Below are 13,088 nucleotides of genomic sequence, written 5' to 3'. Positions count from 1 at the left end.
AACCGCTATATAAACAGCCTTAAATAAATATTTAGGGCTATTTTTGTGCATGATTTCCTTTACACCGTTAAAAACATTGCAAAATGTTGAATTCAGGAATCTTCTTACGGGAAGATTTTTTATTGTTTTAGCCTTCAGAATGCTCGCAACTTTACTGGGATGGTGGGTATATCAGTTAACAAAAGATCCATTTTCAATAGGCCTTATCGGGCTTTCGGAGGTAATTCCGGCGGTAAGCTGCGCACTGTATGCGGGCCATGTTATTGACATGAACGAAAAAAAGAGACTGCTTCTGATCTGCAATTATGCCTATATATTCCTGATCGGTCTTTTGTTGATTCCAGCATTTTTCAATGTAGAGATGCATTTTAACGGCCACGAAATTACCTATTTCATCTATGGTGTTATATTTTTCACAGGAATTGCAAGAGCTTTCATTGGACCTATTGTTCCGTCAATGATCCCTAAAATTGTAAAGAAGGAAAATCTCCCGAATGCAGTAACCCTGAACCAGGCTACTTTTCTGATCTCTTCCGTATGCGGACATGCTGTGGGCGGACTTCTTATCGGTTATTTCGGAGTAAAATGGACTTTGGTTGTTATTATTTCCCTGATATTTATTGCTTCATTATTCTTCTGGCAGCTGAAACAGCAGCATTCCGAATATAAAAAAGAGAATGTAAATGTTGTGGAAAGTATGCGTGAAGGTATTTCTTATATCTTTAAAACAAAAGAAATTTTAGGGGCATTATGCCTTGATATGTTTGCGGTGCTTTTTGGTGGGGCTGTTGCTATGATCCCTGTATTTGCCACTGACATCCTGGATGCCGGAGCGGAAGGCTTCGGTCTTCTGAATGCCGCTTCAGATATAGGCTCTATGTGCATCATTACTCTTCTGGCGCTTGTTCCGTTAAGAAAAAATCAGGGAAAAATCCTTCTTGCAGTTGTTGCCGGATTCGGGCTTTGCATTATTGGCTTCGGGTTATCCAAGTTGTACTGGCTGTCATTTATCTTCCTGGTAATGAGCGGAATGCTGGATGGAATTTCAGTGGTAATCAGAGGAACCATTGTGCAGCTGAAAACTCCTGACAACATCAGGGGACGTGTATTGAGCGTCAACTCCATATTCATTATGTCGAGTAATGAAATGGGGCAGTTTGAAAGCGGACTGATGGCAAAATTGCTAGGCGTGGTACGTTCTGTAGTCTTCGGGGGAAGTATGACGGTTTTAGTCGCTATTCTTGTAGCGAGTACCAATCCCAAGCTGAGAAAAATGAATTATTAGACAATAATATGCTGATTCTATTAAATATATCACAAAAACTTTAATTTAACTTTAATAATTTTTTATATTTGTCTTTTTTAAATCCCCCTTTATGAAAAAAGCATTACTCATTTTTCTAATCATCTGCTCGCGCATCTTATATGCCCAATCAGATTGTATTAGTGCAATATCTATCTGTGGAAACTCAGATATTTCTTATACACCGTCGGGACCAGGGAATGTTCTGGAAGGCATTGGTGTGAATTCCTGTCTTAGTGATACGGAAAATGAACACTTTTCCGTATGGTACAGTTTCACGGCATCAACCTCAGGAACATTGGCATTTACAATTAATCCCAACGTTGATACTGATGACTATGACTTCGCTGTTTACGGTCCTACCACCAACGGCTGTACTTCACTGAACAACAGTAATATTTTTGTAACACCGGTAAGATGTAATTTCTGGGGCACAGGTAGCTCCCAGGGGAATACAGGCCTGTCACTGACTATACCGCCACCGCCACCGCCAAATACAAACGGAAATGCTGGAAACCAGGACGAATGGAGCCCACACCTTGTAGTACAGGCAGGCGAGACATATTATCTTGTTGTAGACAACTACAGAAGTTCTGCAAACGGATTCTCCCTGACATGGAGCGGTACCGCAAGCTTAAGCTCTGCATTTAACGATCCTACTCTGGCACCTTATCCATTTGTTACTCCGGGACTTCCGGCTGCTAACCCGAATGATCCGAACGAGGTGACTGTATGTTCACTTGCCACTCCATTCAACTTTGCTTCATTAAGCACAGGAATTATCAATGGCAACAGTGGAAATTTCAAGGTAAGCTATCACAAGAATACCAATGATGTGATTACAGGCGGAAATCCTGTTACAACAGAAATAGTAAATCTTGCATCAGTTTATTACTACAGAATTGTATATCAGGATCCTACAAATCCAAGCAACCCTATGAACGGGTGCTTTATTACAGGGAAATTTAAATTTAGAGACGGAAGCTTTACTCTAACCAATGCCACACTTACAAGCTGCAGCAACAATGGTTCAGGTACGGCAATGTTCGATCTTACAACCGCTGCTATAGGAGCCGGCCCTAATCATGTATTAAAATATTATCCTACTATGTTCGACCTGAATGCAGGAACGAATGAGATTACAAGCCCGGCAATCTACCAGTTTGTATCTGCCGAAGGAAAAATATATGTAAAGGCAACCAATGAGTTCGGATGTACGGCAACAGCTGAAATTACATTGAAATTCCATCCTTTGGTACCGGTAACTGATTCTTCTCTGAGATCATGTTTCCTTGAAACAAACCCTTCACTGGGAACATTTAATTTGAGCAATGCTATAGTAACCACACTGACAAGTGCAACAAAAAAGTATTATCCTTCTCTTACAGATGCAGTAAACGGAACAAATGAAATTTTAAGCTTCCTTGCTTATACTGCTCCATCAGGAGTTATCTACGTAAAAGTATTTAATGCGCAGGGATGTTATTCTATTGCGAAAGTAACTCTTACTGTACTTTCTCCGGTGTACTCAAATGTTCTTAAGGATAAGATTATCTGCGTTGAAGATAAAACAACACTGGATGCAGGACCTGGATTTAACGGTTACGAATGGAGCACAGGAGCCACTACACAGAGTATTACTAATGTAAGCGTAGGAACCTACTGGGTTAAACTAAAAACCGGAGACTGTATCACATTACAGACCGTAAAAGTATATGCTTCCGAACAGCCGGTTGTTTCAAGTATTGATATTGCCAATACTTCTATAACCGTAAATGTTATCGGAGGGACTCCTCCTTATCAGTATTCTATGGATAATATTAACTGGCAGGATTCTAACGTATTCAGCAATATTTCAAGAGGAGACCATACGGTATATGTAAAAGATGCCTACGATTGTGAGCCTATTGATATAACAGTTGTTGTACCTAATCTTATTAACGTTATTACTCCAAACGGAGACGGTATTAATGATGTTATAGATTATTCAGCGCTATCAGGAAAACAGGGTCTTATATTAAGTATCTTCGACAGATATGGAACCAAGATCCACCAGGCCGATAAAACAAACGGATACAAGTGGGACGGAACTGTTGCCGGTAAAAAAGTTCCTACAGGAACATACTGGTATTCTGTAACATGGAATGAAAATGATAAAAAGAACACACCATTTAAATTCTCAGGATGGGTAATGGTAAAAAATAGAGAATAATTTCTTGTCATAATAAAACCGCTCTACGGGGCGGTTTTTTTAACATAAATGCTGATAACTTTATTTTACTCAAATCTTGTTTCACAAAAATCATTTTAAACATGAAAAAAACATTACTTCTTTTAATTCTATTTATAGCACAGGTGTTTTATGCACAGTCCGATTGCGTCACGGCAATCCCTCTTTGCGGAAACTCTGAGCTATCGTACACCCCGTCAGGACATGGAACTATCGCAGAGAATCTATCCGCAAACGGATGTCTGGGCAGAAGTGAGAATTTCTCGGTATGGTATACTTTTACCGTTGCTACATCCGGAACTTTAACATTCGTTATTGATCCCAACGTAAATTCCGATGACTACGATTTTGCAGTATACGGTCCTACAACCAATGGATGTACTTCTTTAAATACCAATAACACTTTTGTAACGCCGCTAAGATGTAACTACAACGGTAGTACTCCAACGGGAAATACAGGACTTACTTTAACTTTGCCTCCACCTCCACCTCCCAATACAAACGGAAATGCAGGAAACTCAGCTGAGTGGAGCCCATATATGCAGGTACTGGCCGGTGAAACATATTATCTTGTTGTAGACAACTTCAGAAGTTCTCCGGACGGATTTAAAATGACATGGGGTGGTACCGCTACCTTAAGTTCAGCATTTAACGATCCTGTTCTTGCGCCTAATCCTTTCCTTCCGCCTGGTATCCCTGGAGCTAATCCGGATGACCCTACAACCATCATGGTATGCGGGCTTCCGTCACAGTTCAACTTTACTACCCTTACTCCAGGTATTATCAATGGGAACAACCCTAATTTCCAGGTTACTTACCATGACAACGTTAACGATGTTATTACAGGAGAAGATCCACTTACCACTGCTACTGTAAACGGAACAACTACTTACTACTACAGAATCCGGTATTTTGATCCTGACAACCCGAACAGCGTTATCAATAAATGTTTCATAAGTGGTAAGTTTAAATTCGTAAATGCCAGCATTACAGCAAGAAATGCAACTATTTTTGCTTGTAACAATAATGGTGAGGGTATAGGTAAATTTGACCTTACAACGGCAGATGTATTTACCGGAACCGTAACCAAAAAATATTATCCTACTCTTGCCGATCTGAATGCTGATACTAACGAAATTACCAACCCTACTGATTATATTTCCCCTCAGAAAATAGTTTACGTTAAAGTAATTTCTGTATTTGGATGTACGGCTACAGCAGCCATTACGCTATCATTCCACCCGGTGGTAACGTTAAAAGATGCAATACTGGAAGAATGTTACATTGAAAATGATGTCCTGAAATCTACATTTGATCTTACAACTGCTGATGTAGGTTCGATAGCGGGACAAACGAAGAAATTCTACAAGACACTAATCGATGCCAAGGCAGAAACCAACCCGATTTCTCCTGCAAATGCTTACATTACTGAAAGCACTGAGGTTTATGTAAGAGTAACCAATACCAACCAGTGTTACGCTATTGCCAAGATCACGTTAAAAGTTCTTCCTCCGGTAAAATCTGCCGTGCTGAAAGACAAAACAATCTGTGCTGAAGCTAAAACAACATTGGATGCAGGGCCAGGATTTGACGGTTACGAATGGAGCACAGGTGCCACCACACAATCTATCAACAATGCAGGAATAGGAGTTTATTGGGTAAAACTGAAAACAGGAAAATGCTTCACTTTACAGACTGTAACTGTTTTTGCTTCTTCACAGCCGGTAATTGCCAGCGTGGATATCAGCAATAACACTATTACAATAAATGCTTCAGGCGGAACCCCTCCTTATACGTATTCAGTAGATGGTATCAACTGGCAGACAACCAATACATTCAGCGGGCTTCCTAGAGGAGAAAATAAAATCTTCCTAAAGGATTCTTTCGACTGTAATCCTATCCAGATTACTGTTACGATACCAAACCTGATCAACGCTATTACTCCGAACGGGGATAAGGTAAATGACGAAATTGATTATTCTGCATTGGCTTATAAGAAAAATCTGATATTCATTGTATATGACAGATACGGAAACAAGCTTTATGAAGCCAATAAAATGAGAGACTACAAATGGGACGGAACAGCCTCCGGCAAGAAAATCCCTACAGGTACTTACTGGTACACCATCTCATGGAACGAAAACGATAAAAACAGTACCGAAACGAAATATTCAGGATGGATACTGGTAAAAAATAAAGAATAAGTTAATTCTTAGACCATAAAAAGAAAGACTGTCGTAATTGGCAGTCTTTTTTTATTCAATACCCCTATTTCATCAATAGTAAATAAAAAAAATCATTTATCATTTTCACCCTGATGAATATTACTTATTGAAAATTTTCTATTTTTGAACCCCACTTTTTACTAACACTCATCTGAGTTCTGTTTTTACACGTTAAGAACGAATTGCTGATAACTTGTTAGTTACTATTTTTTAATTATTTTTTTAAATAAACTATCTTTGCAGTATGGCGCAGAAAGAAACATTATCATCCCTTACACACGGAAACTTTGCAAGAGAATTGTCTATTGCGGATGGAAAAATGCCTCCCAATGCTGTAGATTTTGAAAGACTGGTTATAGGAACTTTTTTAATAGACAAGAAGGGGCTTGACCATTCTATTGACCTTCTTACTCCTGAAGTATTTTATGACCCGAGACATCAGGTTATTTTTGCCACGATCCTGAAACTTTATGAAGGTAACCACCCTGTGGATCTGATGACCATTATCCAGGAATTAAAAAAAGAAGACAAACTCAGCCAGGCAGGTGGTGATCATTATATCATCGATCTAACGATGGGTGTAAGTTCATCTGCCCATATAGAATATCATGTACGTGTTATTCTGGAAAAATATATCTTAAGAAGCCTTATTAATGTTTCCGCCAACGTAATCGATTCATCTTACAAAGAATCTACCGATGTATTTGAGCTGCTGGATAAAGCGGAACAGTCCTTCTTTGAAATCACCAACGGTACCATCAAAAAAGGATTCGATACCGCCAATTCATTGGTAAAACAGGCAATTGACACTATCAAATCTTTGAAAGATAAAGAAGGGCTTTCCGGAGTTCCTTCAGGATTCAGGGATATTGATAAAGAAACGGGAGGCTGGCAAAATTCCGACCTCATCATTATAGCAGCCCGTCCGGCGATGGGTAAAACAGCATTCCTTCTATCAATGGCCAGAAATATAGCTGTAGGACACAAAATCCCAATGGTGCTTTTCTCTCTCGAGATGGCATCCGTACAGCTTATCACCAGGATGATTGCTTCTGAAACCAAAATTTCTTCTGAAAAACTGAGAAAAGGAACTTTGGATGATGAAGAATGGCAAAGACTGTTCTCCAATGTATCCGAACTTGAAAATGCACCGCTTTTTATTGACGAAACTCCTTCTCTTTCTATATTCGACTTCCGTGCAAAATGCCGGAGACTGGTAATGCAGCATGGCGTAAAGCTGATCATGGTGGATTATCTTCAGCTGATGACCGCAGGAGGCGGAGGAAAAGGTGTCGGAAACCGTGAACAGGAAATCTCCATGATCTCCCGTTCATTAAAAGCCATCGCCAAAGAACTTAACGTACCTGTTATTGCACTTTCCCAGCTATCAAGAAGTGTAGAAACCCGTCCCGGTAAAAGGCCCCAGCTTTCTGACCTGAGGGAATCCGGAGCTATTGAGCAGGATGCCGATATTGTATCCTTTATTTTCAGACCCGAATATTATAAAATTGCAGTTTGGGACAATGACGAAGAAGGCCAGGAAACTTCAACCGAAAACCAGGCTGAGCTTATCATAGCAAAACACAGAAATGGTGCAACAGCCGATGTAAGATTATCATTCCTGAAGCACTTTGCCAAATTCGGGGATATTGAAGCCGCACTTAATGGCGGTATGGGAGGCTATCCTTCTAATTTCGGTTCTAATGAACCCGGTGGTTTTGAAAAGATTAAAACAACAATTCAACCCGGTGCCGCATTTGATCTTCCTGACAGCTCAAAACTTTCAGGCTCATCGATGAATGATTTCGATGATGACGATGATTTTCCTTTCTAACATCAACAGTATTTTAAATAACCGGCCTGGATTCTTCAAACTTAGTTTTAAGTGGAATACTAAATTTATACAGATCTGAAATTTTGAGAATAGAAATATACACTGATGGAGCATGCAGCGGAAATCCCGGAAAAGGAGGTTATGGAATCCTTATGCGCGTCCCGGAAAAGAACTATCAGAAAACATTTTCAAAAGGATTCAGAAAAACCACCAATAACAGGATGGAGCTTCTCGCTGTTATTACGGCAATGGAAAAACTAAAATCTTCGGAGAACGATATTCACATTTATACAGACAGCAAATATGTAGCTGATGCTGTTAACCAAAACTGGATCTCCGGATGGATCAAAAGAGGATGGAAAAATGTAAAAAATCCGGACCTCTGGAAAAGGTTCATTGAAATGTATAACATGCATAAACCTCAGATGCATTGGGTAAAAGGCCATGCAGGTCACTTTGAAAACGAACTCTGTGATAAACTGGCTGTCGCAGCAGCAAGCTCACCAAACCTGGAAGTAGACACTTATTTCGAAGGCCTGGAAAGCAATTCGCTTTTTTAAAAAATAAACCTATATCATTCATTATTCCCCTTACTATCTTATCATTTGTTAAGAAATCATTATCATTTTCGGTAAAATTAACATTAAATACACACTAATTAATAGGGATTTAATATATTTACAGTATCTAATTAAAAGTAATCCCACTTCAATGAATAAATTTTTACTGTCTTGTATTTCCCTCTTTCTGCTTTTCTTGTCAGGAGGAGCATTTTCCCAAACCTATCAGTTAACCGGAAATCCAGTAAGCACTACCGGATGGACTATGGTAGCCCCCACCCAGGTTATGGGCGATTTTATCCAGCTCACTCCCGATACCAACAACCAGTCAGGGTCTATCAGGCTAAATGATCAGATTAACTTAAAATATTGCGATAAATGGAGGGTTGAATTTGATTTCAGAATGGATTCCAACCAAACATCCAATGGTGACGGAATTGCATTCTGGTATCTGGCGAATCCACCTGTTGCAAGCGTACTAGGCTCCGGACTGGGAGTTTCTCAAAACGCCGTTGGTTTCATTGTAGGTTTTGACACTTATAATAACACCACTACAGCCACAATGAGTAAAATACATGTTGCTTACGGGCAGGTAGCCAATACAACAGACAATAACAATGTTGAATTTTTCAATGTTCCCGGAAGCTCTTTTCACTCACCAGACCTGAACACCACCCAACCTTTTCAGGGAACAACCTATAAGCATGTTGAAGTAACTGCACAGGTAGATCCGGCAATTCCCACCAACTGGATTATAAAAATAACACTTGACGGAACAACAATCTGCAACCAGTCGTTTGCTCCTTCAGGCACAGCAGCTGCAATGACTATTGGATATTTTGGATTTTCGGCTTCCACAGGTGGTGCAAGATCAAGACATTCCATTAAAAATGTAAAAATCTACACCGATAAAGTTCCCATTTTACAAAGTACAGCTACCCAATCGTTCTGTCCAAATCCGACTACGGGGTATGGATCTGTAAATTTAACGACCTTCAATTCACAATTCGTAAGCAATCCTTCCAATTATACATTTACCTACCTGCAGGGAGCAACACCAATCACCAATCCCACCAACTATCAATTCAATACAAATACCACAGTTACCGTAATCATAAAGGACAATGCAGGAATACTATGCGACAACCCGGACGGGAAGATATTGCTGGTACTGGCCCCTCTTACACTCACCGATAAAACCTTAACAGCATGTAACAATAATAAAGCGGGAACAGGAATATTCAATCTTACTACCGCCAATGTAACTGACGTACTTGGCGCAACGAAAAAATACTACAAAACCCTGAATGACCTGAATGCTGGCACTAACGAAATTGCCAATCCGAGCTCTTACACTTCCGCACCCGGAGTAGTTTATGTAAAAGTAATAACTCCACAGGGATGTACAGGTACAGCAAAAATCACCTTAACTTTCTATCCTGAAACCCCGGTAAAAGAAGCTACCCTGCAATCCTGTTTCATCCAGGATAATATTACGAATGCCATATTCGACCTTACCTCTGCTAATGTGACCACACTGACCAGCGGTTTTACAAAAAAATACTATTCAAGCGTGGCAGATGCTTTAAGCGGGACCAATGAGATTATGAATCCATCTCAGTATATGTCCGTGAGCATTGCAGTTTATGTAAAAGTAACAGATTCCAACGGTTGCTTCGCCATAGCAAAAGTTAATCTGGTTGTTCTTCCTCCGGTAAAATCTTCTGTTTTAAAAGACAAAATCATTTGTATTGATGGCAGAACCGATCTGGATGCAGGTCCAGGCTTTGACAGCTACGAATGGAGCACAGGAGCAACCACACCTTCTATTCAGGGAATAGGCGTAGGACTTTATTGGGTAAAACTTAAAACAGGAAGCTGTATTACCCTTCAGACGGTAAAGGTTATTGCTTCCGCAAACCCCGTAATCACAAGCATTGACATCAATAATACAACCGTAACCGTAAATGTATCCGGCGGAACTCCCCCATACAAATATTCTTTAAACGGCATCGACTGGCAGGACTCCAATACATTCACAGGATTACACAGGGGTGAGGCAAAGGTTTTCGTTAAAGATTTTTACAACTGCTCACCTGTTGAAGTTCAGATCACTGTTCCCAATCTGATCAACGCTATTACACCGAACGGCGACAACATTAATGATGTTATTGATTATTCTTCACTCGCATACAAGAAGAATCTGATTTTTATAGTGTATGACAGATATGGCAATAAACTGTATGAAGCCAACAAAACAAGAAACTTCAAATGGGACGGAACTGCATCCGGCAAAAAAATCCTTACAGGAACTTACTGGTACTCTATTTCATGGAACGAAAATGATAAAAACAATACCGAAACCAAATATTCAGGATGGGTATTGGTAAAAAACAGAGAATAAAAGTTTGTCTATATAAAATCACTCCCTTACCGGGGTGATTTTTTTAATGTGACTTACCTCATAAAGCAAGCACAGACAGCTTCTCAATTCCACAAGGAAAACACCCTTCTTATTTTAATCATTTTCACATATTATCAAAATTAATTGCAAAATTGACGATTTTCACTAATCAATTGACAATTATACATTATATATGAAAGAATAAAACAAATATATTTACAAGAATAACCACAAAACTAATTACTTCATATGAAAAGAAAACTACTCATTTATTATTTAACCATCTTATTATGCTTTTCAGGACAGCTGTTTTCTCAAACCTATCAGCTTACAGGAAATCCTGTAAATACTACAGGATGGGATCTTGTCTCAAATGCGGCTGTTGATACCGATTTTGTAAGGCTAACTACAGATAACGGAAATCTATATGGTGCTATAAAACTAGCCACCCCAATCACATTAAGTTATTGTGATAAATGGAAGGTAGAATTTGACTTCAGAATTGACGGAAACGGAACAACACAGTTCGGAAGAGGAGACGGATTTACATTCTGGTACCTTGCCAATCCGCCCACAGGGTTTGTATCCGGAGGAGGGCTTGGAATTCCAGGAAATGCATCCGGGCTTATGGTAGGATTTGATATCTTCAACAATACAACAGAAGGCCAGATGAGTAAAGTGCATGTTCTTTACGGAACAAATGACACTGCCGGAAACAATATTGAATACAATATGACACCTGGCAGCACCTTTCACTCTCCAGACCTCAATCCGACCCAGCCGTTCGTAGGACCAAACTACAAACACGTAGAAGTAAACGGGGAAACAGATCTTACCAATCCTACGAACTGGATTATTAAAATAAAAATAGACGGTATCCTTATTGCAGACCAGTCATTTGCCCCCTCAGGAGCAGCCATCGGAATGTCTCAGGGATACTTTGGATTTTCAGCAGCCACAGGAGGCGCCAGTGCAAGACACTCTATCAAAAACGTAAAAGTTTATGTGGATAAAGTTCCAATCCTGAATGCTACAGTAACCCCTTTTGTATGTACCAACCCTGCAACCGGAACAGGAACCGTGGATCTGACTTCTTTTAATGCCCAGTTTGTGAATAATCCCGGAAACTATGTATTCACTTACTATGTTTTAGGAAACTCAACTCCGATTGCCAATCCTACCAGCTTCCAGTATTCAGGCAATACAACTATTAAAGTGGTCATCAAAGATCCAAGCTCCACGCTCTGCGACAACGGAGACGGAGTCATACAATTAAATCCCACACCTTTTGCAGCAACCGACGCTACACTTACTGGATGTAACAACAATAATGCAGGCACTGCAACTTTCGATCTTACTACAGCTGCTTTAACAACAGTACCGGGCTGCACTATGGAATTCTACAATACCATGGCTGAACTGAACGCAGGAATCAACCAGATCCCCAACCCTACAGCTTATGCATCAGGAGCCGCAGTATTATTTGCAAAAGTAACCACGCCTCAGGGGTGCGTAAGTGTAGCAAAAGTTACACTGAGTCTTAACCCGGTTGTTACAGTAACAGATGCGTCTTTAAGATCATGCTTCCTTGAAACCAATCCTTCTCTGGGAACATTTAACTTAAGCAATGCAACGGTAACAACCTTAACGGGAGCTACAAAAAAATATTACCCTTCTTTAACGGATGCCGTAAACGGCACTAATGAAATTTTAAATTTCTTAGCCTACACGGCCCCATCCGGAGTAATTTATATAAAAGTATTCAATGCGCAGGGCTGCTATTCAATTGCGAAAGTAACATTGACTGTGCTTGCCCCGGTTCTATCCGGCGTATTAAAGGATAAGATTATCTGTATTGAAGATAAAACCACACTGGATGCGGGACCTGGCTTTAATGGCTATGAATGGAGCACAGGTGCAACAACCCAATCTATCACCAACGTAGCCGTGGGAACTTATTGGGTCAAATTAAAAACCGGAGACTGCATCACATTACAGACTGTAAAAGTATATGCATCAGAACAACCTGTAATTACCAATATTGATATTTCAGGAAGTACGGTGACTGTATTTGCTAACGGAGGAACTCCTCCTTATCAATATTCCATGGATAATATACAATGGCAGGCCTCCAATATATTCTCCAACGTACCAAGAGGAGAAACCAAAATATATGTAAAAGACAGTTACGATTGCGAACCTATACAAATCAATATTACAGTTCCTAACCTTATTAACGTAATCACCCCAAACGGAGACGGAGTAAATGACGCCATTGATTATTCAGCACTTTCCAATAAAAAGAACCTGGAAATAGGGATATTCGACAGGTATGGATACAAGCTTTTCCAGGCCGATAAATCCAACAGATATATGTGGGACGGAACAACCGCCGGAAGCAAGAAAGTCCCTACAGGAAACTACTGGTACTCCATCACATGGAACGAAAACAACAGCAAGAATACGCCTATTAAATTCTCAGGCTGGATCATGGTGAAAAACAGAGAGTAAGCTAAATTTGATTATTTTTTA

General features: G+C 39.9%; 7 protein-coding genes. All 7 read left to right on the top strand.

Features of this window, described 5'->3' with window-relative positions; translation table 11 throughout:
- Positions 1-49: 49 nt before the first annotated feature.
- On the top strand, positions 50-1,285 hold the full coding sequence (locus HNP36_RS13285) for an MFS transporter (RefSeq protein ID WP_184164378.1): 1,236 nt from the start codon (positions 50-52) through the stop codon (positions 1,283-1,285).
- A 91-nt stretch (positions 1,286-1,376) separates the two neighbouring features.
- Entirely contained in the window at positions 1,377-3,515 is a 2,139-nt protein-coding gene (locus tag HNP36_RS13280; protein ID WP_184164374.1) for a T9SS type B sorting domain-containing protein, read from the top strand.
- 101 nt (positions 3,516-3,616) lie between these two features.
- Positions 3,617-5,737, top strand: a complete 2,121-nt coding sequence (locus tag HNP36_RS13275; RefSeq protein ID WP_184164370.1) for a T9SS type B sorting domain-containing protein — start codon at positions 3,617-3,619, stop codon at positions 5,735-5,737.
- A 265-nt stretch (positions 5,738-6,002) separates the two neighbouring features.
- Entirely contained in the window at positions 6,003-7,592 is a 1,590-nt protein-coding gene (gene dnaB / locus HNP36_RS13270; protein ID WP_184164367.1) for a replicative DNA helicase, read from the top strand.
- An 83-nt stretch (positions 7,593-7,675) separates the two neighbouring features.
- Positions 7,676-8,152 carry a ribonuclease HI gene (rnhA, locus tag HNP36_RS13265; protein ID WP_184164364.1) on the top strand — a complete coding sequence of 159 codons (477 nt, stop codon included), beginning with the start codon at positions 7,676-7,678 and terminating at the stop codon, positions 8,150-8,152.
- A 151-nt stretch (positions 8,153-8,303) separates the two neighbouring features.
- Positions 8,304-10,556: a lectin-like domain-containing protein gene (locus HNP36_RS13260; protein ID WP_184164361.1), complete on the top strand. Its 2,253-nt coding sequence runs from the start codon at positions 8,304-8,306 to the stop codon at positions 10,554-10,556.
- A gap of 249 nt (positions 10,557-10,805) precedes the next feature.
- The gene (locus HNP36_RS13255) at positions 10,806-13,067 is read left to right on the top strand and encodes a T9SS type B sorting domain-containing protein (protein WP_184164357.1); all 2,262 of its coding nucleotides are present in this window, start codon (positions 10,806-10,808) and stop codon (positions 13,065-13,067) included.
- The last annotated feature ends 21 nt before the right edge of the window (positions 13,068-13,088 follow it).

Origin of the sequence: Chryseobacterium shigense, assembly GCF_014207845.1 — a bacterium.
GTDB classification, from domain to species: domain Bacteria; phylum Bacteroidota; class Bacteroidia; order Flavobacteriales; family Weeksellaceae; genus Chryseobacterium; species Chryseobacterium shigense_A.
The sequence above is the reverse complement of the archived record's forward strand: the minus strand, read 5'-3'. Positions and strand labels throughout refer to the sequence as shown.

Excerpts from the sequence above, each read along its gene's own strand:
- HNP36_RS13285 (WP_184164378.1), top strand. The coding sequence starts at position 50 with ATGATTTCCTTTACACCGTTAAAAACATTGCAAAATGTTGAATTCAGG.
- HNP36_RS13275 (WP_184164370.1), top strand. The coding sequence starts at position 3,617 with ATGAAAAAAACATTACTTCTTTTAATTCTATTTATAGCACAGGTGTTT.
- HNP36_RS13280 (WP_184164374.1), top strand. The coding sequence starts at position 1,377 with ATGAAAAAAGCATTACTCATTTTTCTAATCATCTGCTCGCGCATCTTA.
- HNP36_RS13260 (WP_184164361.1), top strand. The coding sequence starts at position 8,304 with ATGAATAAATTTTTACTGTCTTGTATTTCCCTCTTTCTGCTTTTCTTG.
- dnaB (WP_184164367.1), top strand. The coding sequence starts at position 6,003 with ATGGCGCAGAAAGAAACATTATCATCCCTTACACACGGAAACTTTGCA.
- HNP36_RS13255 (WP_184164357.1), top strand. The coding sequence starts at position 10,806 with ATGAAAAGAAAACTACTCATTTATTATTTAACCATCTTATTATGCTTT.